The organism is Phreatobacter aquiterrae, assembly GCF_053471285.1.
On sequence record NZ_JBJPHW010000015.1, the window covers coordinates 1 to 21,713 of the forward strand.

Annotated in this window: 18 protein-coding genes and 1 pseudogene; 13 read left to right on the forward strand and 6 right to left on the reverse strand. The window is 66.7% G+C overall.

Annotated elements, in window-relative coordinates; translation table 11 throughout:
- Positions 1–132 (forward strand): annotated as a pseudogene (locus tag ACJ4V0_RS19040) (IS481 family transposase); the annotation flags it as partial.
- Here the strand turns inward: ACJ4V0_RS19040 and ACJ4V0_RS19045 are convergent.
- Both ACJ4V0_RS19045 and ACJ4V0_RS19050 read right to left on the reverse strand, forming a co-directional pair.
- Positions 129–827, reverse strand: a complete 699-nt coding sequence (locus ACJ4V0_RS19045) for an ABC transporter ATP-binding protein (RefSeq protein ID WP_448301187.1) — start codon at positions 825–827, stop codon at positions 129–131. The pseudogene ACJ4V0_RS19040 and the gene ACJ4V0_RS19045 sit on opposite strands and share 4 nt — an antisense overlap.
- A gap of 8 nt (positions 828–835) precedes the next feature.
- Positions 836–1,657 (reverse strand): ABC transporter permease, encoded by an 822-nt coding sequence (locus tag ACJ4V0_RS19050; protein ID WP_448301188.1) that lies wholly within the window; start codon positions 1,655–1,657, stop codon positions 836–838.
- Positions 1,658–1,859: 202 nt separating this feature from the next.
- Between ACJ4V0_RS19050 and ACJ4V0_RS19055 the strand changes: the two genes are divergently transcribed.
- Entirely contained in the window at positions 1,860–2,987 is a 1,128-nt protein-coding gene (locus ACJ4V0_RS19055) for a hypothetical protein (RefSeq protein ID WP_448301189.1), read from the forward strand.
- A 13-nt stretch (positions 2,988–3,000) separates the two neighbouring features.
- Here the strand turns inward: ACJ4V0_RS19055 and cysN are convergent, their stop codons facing one another.
- The 3 genes from cysN to ACJ4V0_RS19070 form a co-directional block, all read right to left on the reverse strand.
- Entirely contained in the window at positions 3,001–4,848 is a 1,848-nt protein-coding gene (gene cysN, locus ACJ4V0_RS19060; RefSeq protein WP_448301190.1) for a sulfate adenylyltransferase subunit CysN, read from the reverse strand.
- Positions 4,848–5,750 carry a sulfate adenylyltransferase subunit CysD gene (gene cysD / locus ACJ4V0_RS19065; protein ID WP_448301191.1) on the reverse strand — a complete coding sequence of 301 codons (903 nt, stop codon included), beginning with the start codon at positions 5,748–5,750 and terminating at the stop codon, positions 4,848–4,850. The genes cysN and cysD overlap by 1 nt, the downstream gene beginning before the upstream one ends.
- Positions 5,751–5,865: 115 nt before the next feature.
- Positions 5,866–6,195 (reverse strand): hypothetical protein, encoded by a 330-nt coding sequence (locus tag ACJ4V0_RS19070; RefSeq protein WP_448301192.1) that lies wholly within the window; start codon positions 6,193–6,195, stop codon positions 5,866–5,868.
- Between the two features lie 155 nt (positions 6,196–6,350).
- Between ACJ4V0_RS19070 and ACJ4V0_RS19075 the strand changes: the two genes are divergently transcribed.
- From ACJ4V0_RS19075 to ACJ4V0_RS19085, 3 genes are all read left to right on the forward strand, one after another.
- On the forward strand, positions 6,351–7,502 hold the full coding sequence (locus tag ACJ4V0_RS19075) for a glycosyltransferase (RefSeq protein WP_448301193.1): 1,152 nt from the start codon (positions 6,351–6,353) through the stop codon (positions 7,500–7,502).
- A gap of 109 nt (positions 7,503–7,611) precedes the next feature.
- A complete protein-coding gene (locus ACJ4V0_RS19080) occupies positions 7,612–9,330 on the forward strand; it encodes a type I secretion system permease/ATPase (RefSeq protein ID WP_448301194.1) in 1,719 nt (572 codons plus the stop codon).
- The gene (locus ACJ4V0_RS19085) at positions 9,327–10,664 is read left to right on the forward strand and encodes an HlyD family type I secretion periplasmic adaptor subunit (RefSeq protein WP_448301195.1); all 1,338 of its coding nucleotides are present in this window, start codon (positions 9,327–9,329) and stop codon (positions 10,662–10,664) included. Before ACJ4V0_RS19080 ends, ACJ4V0_RS19085 begins: the two co-directional genes overlap by 4 nt.
- Before the next feature lie 58 nt (positions 10,665–10,722).
- Here ACJ4V0_RS19085 and ACJ4V0_RS19090 read toward each other — a convergent pair whose 3' ends face one another.
- The gene (locus ACJ4V0_RS19090; protein ID WP_448301196.1) at positions 10,723–12,714 is read right to left on the reverse strand and encodes a polysaccharide biosynthesis protein; all 1,992 of its coding nucleotides are present in this window, start codon (positions 12,712–12,714) and stop codon (positions 10,723–10,725) included.
- A gap of 233 nt (positions 12,715–12,947) precedes the next feature.
- Here ACJ4V0_RS19090 and ACJ4V0_RS19095 point away from each other — a divergent pair, with 233 nt between their 5' ends.
- From ACJ4V0_RS19095 to ACJ4V0_RS19130, 8 genes are all read left to right on the forward strand, one after another.
- A complete protein-coding gene (locus ACJ4V0_RS19095) occupies positions 12,948–13,679 on the forward strand; it encodes a GntR family transcriptional regulator (protein WP_448301197.1) in 732 nt (243 codons plus the stop codon).
- A gap of 98 nt (positions 13,680–13,777) precedes the next feature.
- Complete coding sequence (locus ACJ4V0_RS19100) at positions 13,778–14,785, forward strand: sialic acid TRAP transporter substrate-binding protein SiaP (RefSeq protein ID WP_448301198.1); 1,008 nt, start codon at positions 13,778–13,780, stop codon at positions 14,783–14,785.
- A 128-nt stretch (positions 14,786–14,913) separates the two neighbouring features.
- Positions 14,914–15,468 (forward strand): TRAP transporter small permease, encoded by a 555-nt coding sequence (locus tag ACJ4V0_RS19105; RefSeq protein WP_448301199.1) that lies wholly within the window; start codon positions 14,914–14,916, stop codon positions 15,466–15,468.
- A gap of 12 nt (positions 15,469–15,480) precedes the next feature.
- Positions 15,481–16,755, forward strand: a complete 1,275-nt coding sequence (locus tag ACJ4V0_RS19110; protein ID WP_448301200.1) for a TRAP transporter large permease — start codon at positions 15,481–15,483, stop codon at positions 16,753–16,755.
- 128 nt (positions 16,756–16,883) lie between these two features.
- Complete coding sequence (locus tag ACJ4V0_RS19115; protein WP_448301201.1) at positions 16,884–18,353, forward strand: enolase-like domain-containing protein; 1,470 nt, start codon at positions 16,884–16,886, stop codon at positions 18,351–18,353.
- On the forward strand, positions 18,350–19,498 hold the full coding sequence (locus ACJ4V0_RS19120; RefSeq protein WP_448301202.1) for a Gfo/Idh/MocA family protein: 1,149 nt from the start codon (positions 18,350–18,352) through the stop codon (positions 19,496–19,498). Before ACJ4V0_RS19115 ends, ACJ4V0_RS19120 begins: the two co-directional genes overlap by 4 nt.
- Before the next feature lie 14 nt (positions 19,499–19,512).
- Positions 19,513–20,697 (forward strand): dihydrodipicolinate synthase family protein, encoded by a 1,185-nt coding sequence (locus ACJ4V0_RS19125; protein WP_448301203.1) that lies wholly within the window; start codon positions 19,513–19,515, stop codon positions 20,695–20,697.
- 148 nt (positions 20,698–20,845) lie between these two features.
- Complete coding sequence (locus ACJ4V0_RS19130) at positions 20,846–21,712, forward strand: sugar phosphate isomerase/epimerase family protein (RefSeq protein ID WP_448301204.1); 867 nt, start codon at positions 20,846–20,848, stop codon at positions 21,710–21,712.
- The last annotated feature ends 1 nt before the right edge of the window (position 21,713 follow it).

Genomic DNA, 21,713 nt, shown 5'->3' on the forward strand with positions numbered 1-21,713 from the left:
TACAATTTCGGCCGGCGCCTGAAGACCCTGAACGGCCTCACTCCCTACGAGTTCATCTGCAAACGATGGACAACGGAGCCCCAGAGGTTCACGCTCGATCCGCTCCAGCAAATGCCGGGACTAAACATCTAGTCGACGGTCTCGGTGCGAATGATGTGGCCGCGCTCCATATGCAGGATCACTTCACACGTCTCGTGGAGCATCTTCAGGTTGTGCGAGGCGATGATCAGCGCGTCGGCGCTGCCCGCCATGGCCTTCATCCGCTCCTGGGCCTTGGCCTGGAAGGTTGCGTCCACCACCGAGAGCCATTCGTCCAGAATCAGGATATCGGGCCGGACAGCGGTAGTGACCGCGAACAGCGTGCGCATGACCATGCCGCTTGAGAAGGTACGGATCGGCGCGTATCGGTACTCGTCATCGATGTCGACGAAATCCCAGATCTCGTCGACGAGCCGGTCCGTGACGGGAATGCCATCCAGTTGCAGCAGGATGCGGATATTCATGTCCGCCGACAGTTCTTGATTGATGCCCGCGCCGATCGAGAGAATCGCCGTGACGGAACCGTGAATGGTCACCTTTCCTGTCGTCGGAGGGTAGATGCCAGCCATCATGCGCAGCAGGGTGGTCTTGCCCGATCCGTTGGGGCCGCAAATGCCGATCCTGTCTCCCTCGCGCACCACGAGGCTGAGGTCATGAACGGCACGGACGATCTTGAGTTCTGTGCGGCCGATGCCGAAGAGCTTGAGAATGTTACGCTTCAGCGACAGGTCCGCCGGCGCAGCGAGCGGGAAGTCGATCCCGGCATGGTCGAGGATGATGCGTTCCATGGTCCTGCTCACAGCCACAGGACGGTACGCTGCAGTTTTCGCAGCGCCTGGATGTTCAGTGCGATGAGGCCGGCCAGAATGACGAACACCCAGACGAAGCTCAGCATCGGCCAGGTGCCATAGAGCAGGGGATCCCTCCAGATCGAAATCAGATGGTAGACGGGATTGAGCTCCACGATAATGTACTGCGGCCGGTTCTTCAGCGTTGAAGGCTCCCAGAGGATCGGCGTCATCAGGAATATGCCGAGCAGAAGCGCCTCGAGGATCAGTCGAATATCGCGATAGCGCGTGGCGGCCACGGCAACCGGCAGGCAGATTGCCAGACAGACCAGAAAGAAGAGTATGGCGCCCGGCAGTGCCATCACGATGTTGGAGAGCGGCACAGGCCAGAACAGCGCCAGCGTGATGATAGGCACGATGACCGTGTGGGCCATGGTGATCAGACCGCGCGCCATCGGAACCAGGACGAAGATCAGCGGATCATGTCCGCGGTCCCGGATGTTGCCCGTCGCGGCGATCATCGCGCCGGTCGTCTCGATCAGCATATTCGACAGGAAGGTCCATCCCACATAGCTGACTGCAAAATAGGGCAGGTATCGGCGAGGATCCTGTCCGAAAATTCCCGCGAAGGTCACGCCGACAAGAACCGTGAAAATCAGCAGATGTATGGTGATCCACAGATGCCCGATGACTGATCGGGCATACCGCTGCAAGGCGTCAGCCCAGCCGAGCACGAAGGCGAGCCTGACGGCCCGGGCGAAACGCTTCAATCCTTCGGTTGGCATGGGACCTGTGTCGCGGTGCGGCGGTTGGGGAACAGCGAGCCGCATGTACTCGCCCCGTTCCGACCCTGTCAAACCTACGCAGGGTCATGTACCCCGGTCGGTGCCGCTGCCGTTCACGCGACGGCGCTTCAAGAATCCTTCTGGCCTCCGGCATGAGACATTGATAGTGACCTGATTGTCATCCGTTTGAGCGCCAGTTGCATCTGGCCATGAGCGGGTCGTTCAATCGCCTTGCCCGGAACTTGCGATGCCCGCGAAGGCCGACGCCGCCAAATATCTCTTCCTCGTTCCTGTCTGGGGGCGCAAGTATCTGGAACTGTTCCTTGATGTCTGCCTGCCGCTGATGCTCACGAAGGGCAACCTCGGGCACTATGCTGGGCGTTCGGACGCTGTCTTCCTGATCCTGACGACGCGGGTCGACTGCAAGTTGCTCGAGGCTCACGAATCGTTCCGCCGACTCAAGGCGATCGTAAGAACGGAAGTTCTTCTCATCGATGGTCTGGTGGATTTCAGTTCGGCACATAAGGCCATGTCGGACGCCTATGTGCTCGGCATGAACTCACGCTTCGTCACTCGCAATTCCACCTACTACGTGTTCCTGACCCCTGACAGCTTCTGGTCGGATGGCTCGTTCCGTCGCCTTCAAGATCTGGCCGACCAACGCTACAACGCCGTCATGGTGGTTGGGCTCCGAACGTCACTGCAACAGATGGAACCCTATCTCTCGGCGCGGATCGGAATGGCGCCGGAAGACCCGGCCATTCCGAACCGCGAACTGGTTACCCAGTCACTGCAAGCCCTGCATCCCATGGCCAAGGCGCACGACTGGCTGTCCGGGCGGTTCCTCAACGCGTGGCCCTCGCAGGTCTATTGGCGCCTCGGGCGCGACCTGATGTTTGTTCGAGCCTTTCATATGCATCCGCTGATGGTTCTGTCGCCGAAGAAGCGGGTCAAGGTCGGCACGACGATCGATGGCGATTTTCTGACGCGCCTCGGCTACGATGCGAAGCAATATCATGTTGTCACCGACTCCGACGAGATGGTGGGAATCGAGATGACCGATTTCAACCGCGACTGGGGTCAGGAACTGACCCCGGCCTCCATCGAAAGCCTCGTTAGCTTCAGCACCTACCACCTCGACGACATCCACCGTAGCTTCTTCGAGCACCAGATCGTCTTCCGCGGGCAGCGCCAGATCCCGGTTCCGAATGAGATTCAGGACAACATGGACACGGTGCTCAATACCTACAGGCGTCGCTCGCGTGCCCGACGGGCCATGACCATCGGACCGCTTCGCTCTCTGAGCTACAGCTTGTGGCGGGCCAAGACGATCGCCGGAAAAATGGTGGCTCGATTGCGTCGGCTGCTGCGATAGTCACCCCGCAGCATCATCCTGCTGTCGGGCGTTCGCTGTCGAGCCGCTCAAGAATGAGTTGGACCGCCTCCTCGGCCTGCATCCTGTCGCTTTCCACATGCACATCCGGCTTCTCCGGAGGCTCGTAGCCCGATGAGACGCCGGTGAAATTGGCAAGGCTTCCGGCTGCCGCCCGCGCATAGTGTCCCTTCGGATCGCGCGCCATGCAGACCTCGATGGGCGCATCGACGAAGACCTCGACGAAGCGTTCCGCCCCGATGACCTCGCGCGCCCGCTGGCGCTCCGCACGGTAGGGCGAGATCAACGACACCAGCACGATCAGCCCGGCATCGGCCATGAGGGCCGCGACGTTGGCGACGCGGCGCATGTTCTCGACGCGGTCGGCGGCGGTGAAGCCGAGATCGGCATTGAGCCCATGGCGCAGGTTGTCGCCGTCGAGCACCATCGTGTGGCGGCCGAGGGCGTGCAAGCGCCGGTCGAGAAGGTCGCAGATCGTGCTCTTGCCGGCGCCCGACAGGCCGGTGAACCACACGACCAGAGGTGTCTGCAGCTTGGCCCTGGCGCGGGCCTGCGGTGTCACGGCGATGGCCTGCCAGGGCAGGTCGCCCGTGTGACGCACCACCGTCGTGAAGGTGCCGGCCGCCACGGTGCGCCGCGATTGCCGGTCGACGAGAATGAAGCGCCCGAGGGCGGGTTCCTGTGTCGCCACAGTCGCCGGCTGGGCGAAGGACAGCAGCGTGTCGGCGATCTCGTTGAACGCCACCTGTTCGGCTCCTGGAACCGTCAGCGCCGTGTCGAGGTCGACGATGCCCTCGATCCGCGACACGCCGGCCACCACCTTCTGCGTGGCAATCTGGCAGTCGTAGTCGCGCCCCGCCACCAGCGGCGCCTGATCGAGCCAGACGAGCCGCGCGCGCACCTGCAGCGCCGGTTGCAGGAACTCCCCTGGCCGCATCAGGATGCTGCCCCGGCCGATGTCGAGTTCCGGCGTCAGCTCGATGGCGACCGCGTCGCCGGCCGCGGCGGCGCTCACCGCGACCCCCGCCTGCCACAGACGGGAGACGCGGGCGGGCAGGGCGGGATCGCCGCAGAGCGTATCCCCGACCGCCAGCGTGCCCGAGGCGAGTGTTCCGAGGGAGACGCGCCCGCCGCCCGACAGCCGGCCGGTGGCCTGCACCGGCAGCCGCGCCTCATGAGGGCCCTCGCGATCGAAGTCGCAGGATTCAAGAAGAGCCAGTAGCGTCGGCCCGCGATACCAGGGCATGGCGGTGGAGGGCGTCACGACGTTGTCGCCTGCACGCGCCGCCACCGGCACGAAGCCGGCCACCGTCACGCCGAGGAGGTGGGCGAGCGCCGTGATTTCCACGGCCAGCACGTCGAAGCGCGGCTCGCCGAACGCCACGGCGTCCATCTTGTTGATGGCAACGATGACGGCGCGGATGCCGAAGAGTGCCGCGATGGTCAGGTGCCGGCGGGTCTGGGCGCGGATGCCGTCGACGGCGGAGACGACGAGCACGGCGACGTCCGACTGCGAGGCTGCGGCCGCCTGGTTGCGGGTGTACTGCTCATGGCCCGGCGCATCGGCGATGAGGAAGGCGCGCTGGGCGCTCGCGAAATAGCGGTAGGCGACGTCGATGGTGATGCCTTGCTCGCGCTCGGCCTTCAGCCCGTCGACGACGAAGGCGAAGTCGAGCCCGTCGGTGCTGGTGGTGGCGCGGCGGATTTCCTCGATCTGATCGTCGTAGATGCTGCCGGAATCGTAAAGAAGCCGCCCGATCAGCGTGCTCTTGCCGTCATCAACGGCGCCACAGGTGGTGAAGCGCAGGCGCTTGCGCGCAGAGGCCGGCAGAGGGGCGATCATCAGAAATAGCCCTCGCGCTTCTTGTCCTCCATGCTCGACCCGACATGGTCGATGACACGGCCGACCCGCTCCGACCGTCGCGCCGTGGCGAGTTCCTCAATGATGGCAGCCACGGTCGTCGCGGCGGATTCGATGGCGGCGCTCAGCGGGTAGCAGCCGAGCGTGCGGAAGCGCACCGTCTCTGTGCGGATCGCCTCGTCCGGCGCCAGTCGGAACCGGGCATCGTCGACCATGATCCACTGGCCGCCGCGGCTGACGACGGGTCTCGGCATGGCGAAGTAGAGCGGCACGATGTCGATGTTTTCCGCCTCGATGTAGCGCCAGACGTCCATTTCGGTCCAGTTTGACAGGGGAAAGCAGCGCAGGCTCCTGCCCGGTTCAAGGGCGGTGTTGTAGAGCCCGAAGAACTCCGGACGCTGGTTGCGCGGGTCCCAGACATGGCCCTTCTCGCGCAGGGAGAAGACGCGCTCCTTGGCGCGTGATCGTTCCTCGTCGCGCCGGGCGCCGCCGATGGCGATGTCGAAGCCGTGGTGGTCGAGCGCCGCGCGCAGCGCCACCGTCTTCATCGCGGCGGTGTAGACCGAAGCGTCATGATCGAAGGGGTTCATGCCTTCGGCGAGTGCCTTCTCGTTGGTCCAGGTGATCAGCCGTACCGGCTTCTCGGAGGCGATGCGGTCGCGGAAGGCGATCATTTCCCGGAACTTGTAGCGTGTATCGACGTGCAGCAGCGGAAAGGGCAGCGGCGCCGGCGCGAAGGCCTTCAGGGCGAGGTGCAGCAAGACGGAGGAATCCTTGCCGATCGAATAGAGCAGCACCGCGCGCGGCGACGCCGCCGCTGCTTCGCGGAGGATGCCGATCGCTTCCGATTCGAGGGCTCTGAGGTGTTCATTCATCCGGGTCATGCCGATATGGTCGCCGCTCTCTGGCCTGCGCTCCTGATGCGTCGCGCAATTGTCGGGATGATGGCGGCACCGGCCAGCCGAAGGCGAGCAGAGCGGCCCGTTCCTGCCGGCAGCGTCAGGCCGGAGCCGCGCGCAGCGCCCCCACCAGCGACCGCTCCAGCGTCGCCGCCACCTGGGCTTGTGACGCCTTCTCCGCGAAATCGCTGAGCATCTGGGGCGGCAGGCGCGGCGCGAGCGCCGAGACGAGATCGACCAGATCGGAGAGCGCCGCCTCGAAATGCGCCCGCAAGTCGGCGGAGATTGATTGGGGAAATCGCCCGTAGAGTTCCCGCGCGACTTCCACCGCCGATTCGTCGAGGCGCGCTCCGGTCTGGATCACGCTGTTGACGCACAGGCGAACGAAGAAGGGCAGGCAGCGTTCGACTTCGTCGGCGACTGATCGCATATCAAACTGCACTTGATTCCAGTCTGGGCGGGCGCTCCGCTCCGCACGGAGCAGGGTGTGGCGATGTTGTCTCATCCGGGCGGGGCAAAGGCAAGGATGACCATGGCGGGCTGCGCGGGAGATCGGGGCGGATGGACGGGGATCGGCATGCTGCCATGACGCGCCCTCTCGTCCTCTGCCTCGTCAACGAGACCTGGTTCTTCCGGTCGCATTTCCTGCCCTGGGCGAAGCTTGCGCGCGCTGACGGGTTCGATGTCGCGGTGCTGGCCTCCGTGGATGCGCAGGCGGACGTGCTCGCCAATCAGGGCATTTCCTTCGTCCCGAGCCGCGCCGCGCGGGGCGGGCTGTTGCCCAGGGGGCTGTGGCGCGCTGCGGGGCAGGTGCGGGACATCGTTGCCGGCCGGCGGCAGGTGGTCCTGCACGCCTTCGGACTGCACGGCATGGCGATCACCGCGCTGGCGCGGCTGAGGGGCGTCAGGCTGCCGCTGGTGGTCAGTGTCACCGGCCTCGGGTTCCTCGCCGCCAATGGAGGGGCTGCGCGCCTCGCCGGGGGGCTCGTCGCCAACATGCTGCGCCTGGGGCTCGACAGTGTCGGCACCCGCTGGCTGACCGAGAATCCCCACGACGGCCCGCACATGGGGCTGAAGCGGGCGGCGGCTGCGGGGCGGGTGACCGTGTTGACCGGCGCGGGCGTGGATCCTGATGCGTTTGCCGTGCGCGCCATGCCCGCCCGGCCGCCGCTGAAGCTGATCCTGGTGGCCCGCATGGTCCGCTCGAAGGGCGTCGATCTCGCCGTCGCCGCCCTGACCATGGCGCGCCGGGCGGGGGTCGATGTGACCCTGACGCTGGTCGGCGACGGCGACTCCGCCAATCCGGGCACCTATGGCGCGAACGAACTCGCCGTCTTCGCCGCCACCCCCGGCGTTCGCCTTCTCGGTCGCAGGACCGACATCGCAGACCTCCTCGCGGACCACCATGCGTTCATCCTGCCTTCGCGCGGCGGCGAGGGCCTGCCGAGGGCGCTGCTGGAGGCTGCGGCGGCGGGGCGCCCGGCCATTGTGACCGACGTTCCGGGTTGCGGTGACTTCGTCGTGGACGGCGAGACCGGCTATGTCGTGGCGCCGGGAAACGTCACCGCTCTGGCTGACGCCATCGGGCGCGCCGCAAAGGCTGACCTGGCCGCCATAGGCGGCGCGGCCCGAGCGAAGGTCGAGCAGTCCGCAACGGTCGGGATCGTCGGCGGCCAGGTGGTCACAATTTACCGGTCGTTGCTGGCCGCTGACCCGGCTCGGGCTGTGGTAACGTAGGCCCGAATCCCCGCGTTGCTCCGTATCGGAGCGAACTGCGGCTTCCCTGCAGGGCCTTTCCGGACAGATCGAGAAGAGACGTCCGGCCTCCCGTGAGGACATCGCGCCGATGGCCAGGAGACAATCACTCGCCGCGCCGGCGGACCCGCTCGCCGCGGCGCTCGCCTCGTGCCGGGGCGCGCTCATGGCGACGGGGCTGTTCTCAGGCGTCCTCAACGTCCTGATGCTGGCCGGCGCCATCTACATGCTGCAGGTCTACGACCGGGTGCTGACCAGCCGCAGCCTGCAGACGCTGGTCGGGCTGACGGCCCTTCTGGGTCTCGTCTTTCTCGTTCAGGGCGTTCTCGACATCATCCGGCAGCGTCTGCTGACGCGGATTGGGGCCTCCATCGACCGCCAGCTCGCGCCTCAGGCCTTCCGCCTCATCGCGTCCATCCCGGTGCGCGCGGGCACGCAGTTGGATGCGCAACAACCGGCGCGTGACCTCGATTCCGTCCGTGGATTCATGTCGAGCCTCGGCCCCACGGCGTTTTTCGACCTTCCGTGGCTGCCGGTGTTCCTCATCCTTTGCTTCCTGATGCATGTCTGGATCGGTACGGCGGTGCTCCTTGCCTGCGTGGCGCTCTTCGTCGTCACATTGCTGACCGAACGGGCGACCAAGGCGCCGATGCTCGGGGTCACGCGCGCGGCGGCCGGGCGGGCGCTGATCGCTGAGACCTCGCGCAGGAATGCCGAAGCCATCGCGGCGATGGGCATGCAGGAGGCGCTGGCAGCCCGCTACGGCCAGGTCAACGGGCTCTTCCTGTCGGCCAACGAGGCCGCCACGGATGTGATCGGAACCTATGCCACGGTGTCCCGCATCTTCCGGATGGCCATGCAGTCGGCCATCCTCGGGCTCGGTGCCTGGCTGGTGTTGATCGAGCAGGCGACGCCGGGCGTGATGATCGCCTCGTCGATCCTGATGGGGCGGGCCCTGGCGCCCATCGAGGCGGTGGTGTCGCACTGGAAGTCCTTCGTCGCTGCCCGGCAGGGCTGGCACAGGCTTCGGGAGGCCCTGCGCCTGCTGCCGGCGCCGGCCGAGCGCATGGCCCTGCCGCCGCCGAAACGCATGCTGACGCTCGAGCAGGTCGTCGTTGCGGCTCCCGGCAGCACCACGCCCATCATCCAGGGTGTGTCGTTCTCGCTCCTCGCCGGGCAGGCGCTGGGCGTCATCGGGCCCTCGGCCTCCGGCAAGTCGACGCTTGCGCGGGTGCTGAGCGGCGCATGGCGGCCCTTGCGTGGGTCGGTGCGGCTCGACGGGGCCGAACTCGAGCAATGGAGCGATGCCGCGCGGGGCGCGTTCATCGGCTACCTGCCGCAGGACATCGGGCTGTTCGATGGAACGGTAGCCGAGAACATCGCCCGCTTCCGACCCGGCGCCGCATCGGACGACATCGTCGCCGCGGCCCGCGCCGCCGGTGCGGACGAGATGATCCGCAAGCTCCCGTCTGGCTACGAGACCCGGATCGGGGAGGGCGGGATGACGCTGTCCGGCGGTCAGCGCCAGCGCGTCGCCTTGGCCCGCGCCCTGTTCGGCAATCCGTTCCTGGTGATCCTCGACGAGCCGAACGCCAATCTCGACGCCGAGGGCGAAGCCGCGGTGACACAGGCGATCCGCCACGTGCGCGAACGCCAGGGCATTGCCATCGTAATCGCCCACCGGCCGAGCGCCATCGCCGCCGTGGATGTGGTCGGTGTGATGAAGGACGGGCGCATGCAGGCCTTCGGACCGCGAGACGAGGTGCTCAAGCGCGTGCTAGCGCCGCCCCGCGGACAGACGCCATCATGACCGGGGCGCCGATGGATCATACGGGCAAGGCGGATGATGCTGCCGCACAGACCGCCGCCATGCGGCGGCTGGTGGCGACCGGGATCGGCGTCATCGTCCTGTTCGTCGGCGGGCTCGGCGGCTGGGCCGCGACCGTCCCGCTCGCCGGCGCGGTGGTCGCCTCGGGCCAGGTCGTCGTCGATACCAATGTCCGCACCGTCCAACACCCAACGGGAGGGGTGATCGGCGAGATTCGGGTGCGCGAGAGCGCGCGCGTGCGCGAAGGCGACCTCCTGATCCGCCTCGACGATACAGTGACGCGCTCGAACCTGCAGGTCATCGTCAAGCAGTTGGATGAGCTCTCCGCGCGTCAGGCGCGTCTGGAGGCCGAGCGCGATGGCCTCGCCGACATGGCCCCGCCCGGCGACCTCAGGGACCGGCTCGGCCATGTCGATGTCGCGCGATCCTGGAACGGCGAACAGACGCTGTTCACAGCGCGCAAGGCGGCGCGCGAAGGGCAGCGCCGCCAGTTGCGCGAGCGGATCGAGCAGATCCGTGGCGAGATCACCGGGCTGGCCGCACAGGAAGCGGCGCGGCGTCGACAGGTCGAACTGATCGATCGCGAATTGACCGACATCCGAGAGCTCTACCGCCGCAATCTCGTGCCGCGCACCCGACTGGTCGAACTGGAGCGCGAGGCTGCGCGTCTCGCCGGCGACGTGGGGCAGTTCATGGCCGAGCGCGCCCGCGCCGAGGGGCGCATCACCGAGAGCGAGCTGCAGATCATCCAGATCGACCAGGACCTCAGGCGGGAGGTTTCCACCGAGTTGCGCGACGTGCAGGCGCGGATCGGTGAGTTCGTCGAGCGGCGCGTGGCTGCCGAGGATGCCCTCAAGCGGATCGACATCAGGGCCCCCATCGCCGGGGCCGTGCATCAACTGTCCTTCCACACCATCGGCGGCGTCATTCCCGCGGGACAGGCGATCCTGCAGATCGTTCCGGGCGACGATCTCCTCGTCATCGAGGTGCGGCTCGCCCCGCAAGACATCGACAAGGTGGCGGTCGGCCAGCGCGCGGCGATCCGCTTTCCCTCGTTTCCGCAGGGGACGACGCCGGAGGTCGCCGGCAGCGTCACGCGCATGTCCGCCGACGTGGTGCGGGATCCGCAGACGGGCGCGGTCTTTTTCACCGCGCGGCTGTCCGTTCGCGACGGTGAACTGGCCCGCCTCGGGGACAACCGGATCGTTCCGGGAATGCCTGCCGAAGTCTTCGTACAGACCGGCGAGCGGACGGCGCTCGCCTACCTGACCAAGCCGATCCGCGACCAGATCAACAGGGCGTTCCGCGAGCGTTGATTTATGCACGCGGGAGGTCGGATGGACCGTCAGCCGTGCCGCGCCCGGGACGGGGTGTTCAGACGCTCTTGATCCGCCCGGTGGGGAGAGGAATCACCTTGGCCGCCCGCCTCAAGTCCGGCACCAGTTCGGCGATGGTCTCGCGCGATTGGGCATCGTCGCCCTCCAGGGCGGCCGCCTGGAGTCGGGCTAAGACCGGCTGCAGGCGGGCGAGGGCCGGGGCCTGCGCCTCGGCGGCGACGATGCCGCGGATGCCGATGTCGAATTGCGGTTCACGTTCCTCGAAGAGGATTTCCGACAGCCGCTCTCCGGGGCGGCGTCCTGAATAGACGATGTCGATGCCCTTGCCGGGCTCGAAGCCGGCGAGCCGGATCATGCGCCGGGCAAGATCGTCGATCCGCACGGGTTGGCCCATATTGAGAACGAGTATCGCCGAATGGCTGGTGGACGTCGTCTCCGCCGTGATGCGCGCGGCCGTCCACAGAAGGTCGGTCGCCTCCCGTTTCGTCATGAAATAGCGGACCATGGCGGGATCGGTCACGGTCACCGGCCCGCCCGCCTCGATCTGCGCCCGGAATCGCGGCACCACCGAGCCTGCGGTGCCAAGCACGTTGCCGAACCTGACGGCGACCAGCCGGGTCCGCTTTCGCGGCGTGCCGTCGACGACATGCGGCGCGGCGTCGAGCGCCTGAACATACATCTCCGCCAGTCGCTTCGTCGCGCCCAGGATGGAGACAGGTTCGGTCGCCTTGTCGGTGGAGATCAGCACGAAGGCCGAGGCACCCGCCGCGATCGCTGCGTCGGCGGTGTTCACCGTGCCGAGCACATTGGTGCGCACGGCGTCCGAGACTTCGCGCTCGAGGTGAGGAACGTGCTTGAGGGCTGCCGCGTGGAACACGACATCGGGGGCGAACTCCGACAGCAGCGTCATCAGGCGGATCCGGTCGCGGATGTCGCACAAGCGGCCCTCGAGCGGCCCGTCGCCGGGCTCTTTCTTCAGCGTGGCGCGGTCGAGGATCGCGTGAAGGGCCGCTTCCGAGCTGTCCAGGACAAGGACCGCCTCGGCGCCGAACTGCGCGCTCCGGAGCGCGAGTTCCGAGCCGATCGAGCCTCCGCCGCCGGTGACGACGACCCGCTTGCCGCGCACGAAAGCCTTCAACGGCGCTTCGTCGACCTCGACAAGGGGACGAATGAGAAGGTCGTCGTCGATCACCGCGTGAAGGCGGGCAGGCTGGGCGAAGCCGCTCGACTGGGCGACGTCGAGGCGGATGGTGGGAATGCCCACCCTGCGGAACGCGCCGATGACCGCTTCCATGAGCGGCGTCGCATGGAGGGCCTCGGGCGCGATGATGGCGCGCTGGATGGTGATCCCGCGCTCCGCCGCATCCCGGACGATTGTCTCGATCTGATCGGTCGTTCCCCAGACGGGGACACCGCGGACGGCCTGTCCGGCCTCCTGAATGATGGGGGATACGATGCCGAAGATCCGGATCGGGCCTGCGACACCAGCCTCGACGGCGCGGATGACCGAGTCGGCATCCGATGCGCGCCCGATGACGAGCGCGGCCAAAGGATCGCGGTTCTGAGCCGTCTGCCGGCGCCAGGAGCGATAGGCCCGGTAGGCGATGCGGGGGCCGCCGAGCAGAATCACCTGGACGCACCAGTAGATCACCAGGGTGCGCCCGCCGAGCACCTTGGCGTCGTCAGTGAAGCGCGGTGAGACGAGGTAATCGGCGATCAAGAGGAGGGCCGTCAGGATGCAAACGGCCTTGAAGATGCCGAACAGATCGAACAGCGAGGCGAAGCGCCAGCGCGAGGCGTAGAGGGAGCAAGCGCCATAGACCAGGAGGGCGAAGGCGGCGAAGCCGAGTCCGGCCAGGACGGGATCGATGCCGCCGATGGAGCGCACGGGTGGTTCGCCCCGCAGAAGCAAGGCCAACATCAGGGCAGCAAAGGTCACGCCGAAGTCGTGCAGAACGACCCAGACCTTCTTCATTCGCGCTCCCGTGGCCTCGGCCATGGGAGAGTGAAAGAGGCTGTCGAAGGACATCACCCATTCCCTGATTGTCGTCAGATCGCGCCGAGGGCCGATTTTGCTTTCTGGGATTCGATACAACTGTTCCTGCAAAGAATATCGCCGGTTGCCGGCAGTCAAATCGAATCTTCCGGAACCATCATGCGGCAGGACGCACGGCTGCGCACCTCACGTTTGAAGACCAAGGGTGTCAGGGCAGATTGCCAATCTGATATATCAGGTGTACCTGTCATATCAGGGAGCTTTGCATGCTGACCGTCATCGGCGGATCGCGAGACAGGCAGGCGGCGCGTGGCCGGACGGCGGCAGCGTCGATCCACGGTCTCCTGCGCGAAGACATCCTGTCATTGCGGCGCGAGCCCGGTTCCCAGCTCAACGAGAAGGACATCGCCGCCCAACACGGCGTCAGCCGCACGCCAGTGCGCGAGGCGCTGCTGCGCCTCTCCGACGAGGGGCTGGTGGATATCGTCTCGAAGTCCGGCACCTACGTGTCCCGCATCCCGCTCACCGACCTGCCCGAGGCGATCACGATCCGCCGGGTGCTGGAGCAGCTCGCTGTGCGCGCCGCCGTGGAGCGAGCGACGAAGAGCCAGATCATCGAACTCGGGGCCATCGTGGCGCGCTCGGCCGAGGCGGCCGAAGCGGGCGATACCGAGGCCTTCCACCGGGCCGACGAGGCCTTTCACGAGGCGATCGCCGCGATCGGGCGCCACCCCGGGGTCTGGGCGCTCGTCAGGCATGTGAAGCTGCAAGTCGACCGGTTCCGCCGGCTGACGCTGCCGCTGGAAGGGCGGATGGCGCGCGTGGTGGCGGAGCACGACGCCGTGCTGAAGGCCATCGAGCAGCGCGAGCCGGATGCCGCCGCCGAGGCGCTCGGCCGTCACATCGACGGGCTCCAAATCGGCGCCGAGGATCTCAAGCGGTTCAACCCGGACTTTTTCCTGGAGGACACGGGGCGCCCTGACCTGAAGCGCGCCTGACGCCATTCAACCGCGACCGCCAGACAAGGCGGCGCGGCAACAAGCGGCGGGGAAACCGCCCATCGCGACTCATCATCACGGGTAGGGAGGAAACCCCCATGACACTGACACGCCGCAACGCGCTGATCGCAGGCGCAGGACTTGCATCGACAGGACTTGCCACATTCGCCACGCCGCTTCGCGCCCAGGGCGCCAAGCTGAAGTGGGCGCACGTCTACGAGACGGGCGAGCCCTATCACACCGATGCCCAGTGGGCCGCGGCCGAGATCGCCAAGCGCACTAACGGCAAATACCAGATCGAGGTCTTCCCGGCCTCTCAGCTCGGCAACGAGAACCAGATCAACGAGGCACTCGGCCTCGGCACGGTCGACATCATCTATACCGGCGTCGCCTTCGCCGGCTCGATCCACAAGCCTATCGCCATCACCAATGCTCCCTACGTGCTGCGCGACTTCAACCACTGGAAGGCCTATCGCGACTCGCCGCTGTTCCGGCAGATCGCCTCAGGCTACGAGGGACGCACCCGCCACAAGGTCACGGCGCTGACCTATTATGGCGAGCGGCACGTGACCGCCAACAAGGCGATCAACAAACCTGAGGACATGCGCGGCATGAAGCTGCGGGTGCCGCCGGCGCCGCTGTTCCTCATGTTCACCAAGTCCGTCGGCGCCAATGCGACGCCCATCGCCTTCGCCGAGGTCTATCTCGCCCTGCAGCAGGGCACGGTGGACGGTCAGGAGAACCCGCTGCCGACGATCATGGCGAAGAAGTTCTACGAGGTGCAGAGCCACATCATGCTGACCGGCCATATCACCGAGTCGCTGCTCTCCATTGTCGGGAGCCACGTGTGGGCGCGGCTCAACGACGGCGAGAAGAAGATCTTCTCGGACGTGCTGATGGAGGCCGCCTCGCGGGCGACCGACAAGATCCGCGAGAGCGAGCAGAAACTCGCCGACGAGTTCCGCAAGCTCGGCAAGACCGTGATCGTCCCGGACCGGGCGGCGTTCCGCGCCGTGGCGGTGCCGCTCCACAACGATGCGGCCTCGGGCGCCGGCTGGTCGAAGGCCGAGTACGACGCTCTTCAGGGCCTCACCTCGTCGAGCTGATACCGGACGGGCGGCCCTGACCGGGCCGCCGACCCGCTTGTCTCCCAACGCTTCAGGCGGCACCCGCGCGGTGCCGCCCCGCGTCCGCATACCGTCCGCCAGCGCGGCTCACGATCCCAAAGGTTGCCATGTCATCGCCGCCCCCGACCGCGCCCGACGCGGACCATCTCATCGTCGTCGAAGACCCTGATGTGGAGATCGAGCACTATCCGGAGGACTGGATCGCCTTCTCCCTGTTCTGGCTGATGGCCTTCGTGGTCTTCCTGCAGTTCTTCTCCCGCTACATCCTCAACTCGTCCTTCGCCTGGACTGAGGAGATTGCGCGCTACCTGCTGATGTGGGTGACCTTCGTGGGGGCGGCCGTCGCCATGCGCCGGCGCAGCCACATCGCGGTCGAGGTGCTGCATGTCTTCCTGCCGCCGCCCATCGTCAGGGTGTTGAACTTCTTCATCGACGTCGTCGTGCTCGGCTTCGTCGCCCTCCTCGTCTGGTACGCCTGGCAGGTGACGGAACGCATGGAGATCCAGCGGATGACCGTCTTCGATCTCTCCATGAGCATCGTCTATGGCGGCATCTTCGTCGGCTGCCTGCTCATGCTCTGGCGTGCCGGCCAGATGTTCATCGCCAATGCCCGTCGGGGCTGGCGTCCCGACCCTGCGGCCCATGCGCCGGTCGTGGAATAAGGATCCGCCCCGATGATCATTCTCTTTGGCGTCTTCCTCATCCTGCTGGTGGTCGGCGTGCCGGTCTTCGTCGCCCTGGCGGCCGGATCCCTCGCCTATATCAAGCTGGAGACCTTCATTCCCGACTTCGTGGTGCTGCACCGCATGGCGGGGGGCGTGGATTCCTTCCCTCTGCTCGCCGTGCCGTTCTTCATCCTGGCCGGCAACCTCATGAACACGGCCGGCATCACCAACCGCATCTTCGACTTCGCGGTGTCGGCGGTGGGCTGGATGCGCGGCGGCCTCGGCCACGTCAACGTGGTCGGCTCGGTCATCTTCGCGGGCATGTCGGGGACGGCGGTGGCCGATGCCGGCGGTCTCGGCAACATCGAGATCAAGGCGATGCGCGATCACGGCTACAAGGACGAGTTCGCCATCGGCATCACCGCCGCCTCGTCCACGATCGGACCGATCATTCCGCCGTCTCTCCCGATGGTGGTCTTCGGGGTCGTGGGCAACGTCTCCATCGGCCAGCTCTTCGCCGGCGGGCTCATTCCCGGCGTTCTGATGGCCGTGGTGATGATGTTCTACGTCACCTGGTACTCCCGCCGGCACAATATCGGCCGGGACCAGATGTTCCGGATGAAGGCGCTGCTCACCAGCTTCGTCAGGGCCATCCCGGCGCTGTTCACGCCGATCCTGATCATTGGCGGCATGTCGTTCGGCGTCTTCACGCCCACAGAGGCTGCCATTGCGGCCTGTGCCTGGGCGCTGCTGCTCGGTGTCCTGCTCTATCGCTCGCTGTCGCTGAAGCAGTTCTACCGCATCACGCTCGACACCATCGAGATGACGGCCAGCGTGCTGGTCATCGTCGGCGCCGCCTCGCTGTTCGGTTGGGTGCTGACGACCACCCGCGTGACCGAGACGATCGCAACCAGCATCCTGTCGGTGACCGACAATCCCCTGCTCATCATGCTGCTCCTGAACGTCTTCCTGCTCCTCGTCGGCTGCTTCATGGAGACGATCGCCGCCATCTCGATCCTCGTGCCGATCCTGATGCCGATCATCATTCATGTCGGCATCGATCCGGTGCAGTTCGGGGTCGTCATGGTGCTCAACCTGATGATCGGACTGCTGACGCCGCCGGTGGGCATGGTGCTGTTCGTGCTGTCGCGTGTGGCGCGCGTCAGCCTCGACCGGACCATCGTGGGGGTCACGCCGTTCCTCATCCCGCTGCTGATCGTGCTGGTGCTGATCTCCGTCTTTCCGTGGTTCACGACGGCGCTGCCGACGCTCTGGTATCGCTGACGCTTCTTTGCCCGGGACATCCCGAAGGCCCGCCCTCGCCGGCGGGCCTTCTGTCGTTCGGGGAGGGGGGATTCCGCTCCCGCTTGACTCCTTAGCGCCTGTCTTTGTAAGTAACTGGTGAGTGAATTATGGCTCCGCCAGAGAGCCGCCGGGAGAACGACGCTCATGGTTCGGACGACGACCGGATCGGGCTGCTGATGAGCGCGCCCGCCATCCGCCTGCACGAGGCGCGCGCCTTCAAGCGCTGGACGCCCTTCGTCCGGCCGTTCCGCTTCGGCGCCGTGACGGTAGAGGGCGCCTTCCAGGCCTTCGTGACGATCGGGGTGGAGGTCGAGGGCCAAGGCCGGGCCACCGGCATGACCGCCGAACTCATGCCACCGAAATGGTTCGACAAGCGCATCGACCGCACGCCGGACGACACGGTCGGCGATCTCAGGGCGAGCCTTGCCCACGCTGTCGCGCAGGCGAACGACGCTACCATCCCCGACACAGCCTTCGGGCATCATGCCGATTTGCACGGCCGGCAACTCGCCTGGGCGCGCGGCGCGGACGTCACGCCGTTGTCGGCCTCCTTCGGCGTCGCCCAGATCGACAAGGCGGTTCTTGACGGCCTGTCGAAGGTCCTGGGCGCGAGCTTCGTCTCGGTGCTGGCCAGCAATGCGGTGGGGCTCGATGCGCGGCTGACGCCGGATCTCGACCAGGCGTCGATCGAGCGGCGTCTCGCCGCGCTGACGCCAGGCCGCAGCATCGCGATCCGCCACACGGTGGGACTGACCGATCGGATCGAGGGGCCGGACAGCCTCGCCAGCGAGTTCGACGCGGCGGATCTGCACTATCTCAAGATCAAGCTCGGCGGCGACCCGGCCTCCGACTGCATGCGGCTGGTCGAGATCGCCGGCCTGATCGACAGGCGCGGCGTCGCCTGCCGCATAACGGTCGACGCCAACGAACAGTACGACCCGACGGGCCTTGCATCGCTGCTGGCGCTGATCGATGCGGAGCCGCGCCTCAAGGAGGTCGCCGCGCGGCTTCTCTTCATCGAGCAGCCCTTCGACCGCCGCGTCACCTTCGAACGGGAGCTCGATGCCCGCGTCGCGGCCCGCAGCGTCATCATCGACGAGGCGGATGACGGCTACGACGCCTTCCCGCGCGCGAAGGACCTCGGCTATCGCGGCGTGTCGTCCAAGTGCTGCAAGGGCTTCTACAAGGCGCTGCTCAACGCCACGCGGGTCGCTGTCTGGAACGCGGAAGCCGGCGAGACGCGCTACCTCGTCTCGGCCGAGGACCTGACCTGCCAGCCGGGCCTTGCCGTGCAGCAGGACACCGCCTTCGTCGCCGCTCTCGGCCTCACCCATGTCGAGCGAAACGGCCACCACTACGTGGACGGTTTCGGTTCCGCGCCGGAGGTCGAGGCCGAAGCGTTCCGGTCCGCGCATCCCTCGCTCTATGCCCGCACCGACCGTGTCAGGCTCGCTGTCGCCTCGGGCAGGCTCGACCTCTCTTCGCTCGACGGGCCGGGCTTCGCCTCGGGCGCGTCGCCGGACCTCGCATCCCTCGCTCCCCTCGAAACCGCCACCATACAAGGACAATCCGCATGACCAGGACCCTCGGTGTCGTGATGCACGGCGTGACCGGCCGCATGGGCACCAACCAGCATCTCGTCCGCTCCGTTGCCGCCATCCGCGCCCAGGGCGGCGTGCTGATGTCGGACGGCTCGCGCGTGCAACTCGACCCGATCCTCATCGGCCGCAACGCCGACAAGGTGGCGGCCCTTGCGAAGGCCAATGGTGTCGAGCGCTGGTCGACCGATCTCGACGGGGCCATCGCCGATCCGTCAAACCAGATCTTCTTCGATGCGGCGACGACGCAGATGCGCCCGACGCTCCTCGAGAAGGCGATCCATGCCGGCAAGCACATCTATTGCGAGAAGCCCATCTCGACCAATCTCCCCGAGGCGCTGCGCATCGTGAAGCTCGCCCGCGACAAGGGCGTCAAGAACGGCACGGTGCAGGACAAGCTGTTCCTGCCGGGCCTGATGAAGCTGAAGTCGCTTCGGGATTCCGGCTTCTTCGGCAAGATGCTCTCGGTGCGCGGCGAGTTTGGCTACTGGGTCTTCGAGGGCGACTGGCAGGCGGCGCAGCGCCCCTCGTGGAACTACCGCAACGAGGACGGCGGCGGCATGATCCTCGATATGGTCTGCCACTGGCGCTACGTGCTCGACAACCTCTTCGGCGCGGTGAAATCGGTCTCCTGCCTCGGCGCGACCCATATTCCCGAGCGCTGGGACGAAAACGGCAAGCCCTACGCGGCGACGGCGGACGATTCAGCCTATGCGACGTTCCAGCTCGAGGGCGGCGTCATCGCCCACATGAACATGAGCTGGGTGACGCGCGTCTATCGCGACGACCTCGTCACCTTCAACGTCGATGGCACGCTCGGGTCGGCGGTCGCCGGCCTCCACGACTGCGTGATCCAGCCACGCAATGCGACGCCGCGACCGGTCTGGAACCCGGACCAGAAACAGACCATCGACTTCCGCTCGACCTGGCAGAAGATGCCGGACAACCAGACCTACGATAACGGTTTCAAGACGCAGTGGGAGATGTTCATCCGCCACGTCGTGGAGGACGCGCCCTATTCCTACACGCTGATGGAAGGCGCCAAGGGCGTCCAGCTGGTCGAATGCGCCCTGCAGAGCTGGAAGGAGCGCCGCTGGATCGACGTTCCGAAGCTGACGGTGTGAGGGGGGACGGGACCATGCTCGACAAGCCGAAGACCGCCGCCAGCGTGCGGCTGCCGACCGCAGACCGGGGGATCGAGACCTACCTGCTCTCCGTGCCGCGGCAGTTTCCCGACCGGGTGACGCGGCCGCTGAATCGCGTGGCGCTGGCGGCAACGCACATGGTCGCCGATCCGCTGGCCGACAACGATCCCTGGCTGACCAACGCCATCGACTGGGACCGGACCATGGCCTATCGCGACTATCTCTGGGGCCTCGGCCTCGGCGTCGCAGAGGCGATGGACACCGCCCAGCGCGGCATGGGGCTCGACTGGGCCGGCGCGCTGGATCTCATCGGCCGGTCCGTCCGGCAGGCGAAGGCGACGCCGGGGGCCGTCGTCTTCTCCGGCGCCGGCACCGACCATCTCGATCCGGCCGAGGCGACGTCGGTCGATGATGTCATCCGGGCCTACGAGACCCAGTTCGAGGCCATCGAGGCGCTTGGCGGGCGGATCATCCTGATGGCGTCCCGCGCCCTGGCGAGGGTCGCAAAGAGCCCCGACGACTACGGGCGCGTCTATGACCGCATCCTTTCGCAGTCGGCACAGCCGGTGATCATCCACTGGCTCGGCGACATGTTCGACCCGGCGCTGGCGGGCTACTGGGGCTCAGCCCATGTCGATGCCGCCATGGACACGGCCGTCGACGTCATCAACCGCAACGCGGCCAAGGTCGACGGCGTGAAGATCTCCCTCCTCGACAAGGACAAGGAGATCGCGATGCGGCGGCGCCTCGCGCCGGGCATCAGGATGTATACCGGCGACGACTTCAACTATGCGGAGTTGATCGCCGGAGACGATCAGGGCTATTCCCACGCCCTTCTCGGCATTTTCGATGCCATCGCGCCCGCCGCGGCAGGGGCCCTGTCGGCACTCGCGGACGGCGATCTCGCGACCTTCCACGACATCTTCGCGCCGACGGTGCCGCTCTCCCGGCACATCTTCAAGGCGCCGACGCGCTTCTACAAGACCGGCGTCGTCTTCGTCGCCTATCTCAATGGCCATCAGGACCATTTCACCATGGTGGGCGGCCAGGAGAGTACGCGCTCGACGCAGCATCTCGCGGAACTTTTCCGGCTTGCCGACCAGGCGGGGATCTTCCGCGACCCGGACCTGGCCGCGGCGCGGATGGCGGCCGTCATGGCGACGCGCGGGGTGGTGTGAGGGGCCGGCAGACTCCGACCTGCTCGTCATGCCCGGGCTTGTCCCGGGCATCCACGAATTCCTTTGGCGCCGTGTTCAAGTCGTGGATGCCCGGGACAAGCCCGGGCATGACGCGACGAGGGACGCGGCCTGATCCGCGGACGCTCCGATGCGCGATTTCTCCGCCGACCACTCGCTCCTCTCCATCAACACCGCGACGGTGAGGAAGCAGGGCGATCTCCTCGCCATCATCGAGGCCTGCGCGCGGCATGGCGTCGGCGCCATCTCGCCCTGGCGCGACCAGGTGGCGACGGTCGGGCTCGATGCCGCGGTGAAGGCGGTGAAGACCCATAGGCTGAAGCTCTCGGGCTATTGCCGCGGTGGCATGTTCCCGGCCGATGCTGCGCGGCGACAGGAGGCGCGTGACGACAACCGCCGGGCGGTGGACGAAGCAGCGGCTCTCGGCGCGGCCTGCCTGGTTCTGGTGGTCGGCGGGCTGCCGCATTTTTCGCGGCCGGGCTCGGCTGTCTCGCACGATCTCGGCGCCGCGCGCGCCCAGGTCGAGGACGGCATCGCGGAACTGCTGGACTATGCAAAGCCCGCGAGCATGCCGCTCGCCATCGAGCCGCTGCATCCGATGTATGCGGCGGACCGGGCCTGCGTGAACACGCTCGAACAGGCGCTCGACATCTGCGACAGGCTCGATCCCGCTAGGACCGGCGCGCTGGGCGTCGCCGCGGATGTCTATCACATCTGGTGGGACCCGAACCTCTACCGGGACCTCCGGAGGGCCGGGCGTGAGCGGCTACTCGCCTACCATGTCTGCGACTGGCTGGTGCCGACCCGCGACCTGCTCACCGATCGCGGCATGATGGGCGATGGGGTGATCGAACTGAAGAAGATCCGGGCTGCTGTAGAAGCCGAGGGCTTCGCGGGATTCTGCGAGGTCGAGATCTTCTCCGAGCTCGACTGGTGGCAGCGCCCGATGGACGAGGTGCTGAAGACCTGCATCGAGCGGCACAGACGCGTGGTGTGAG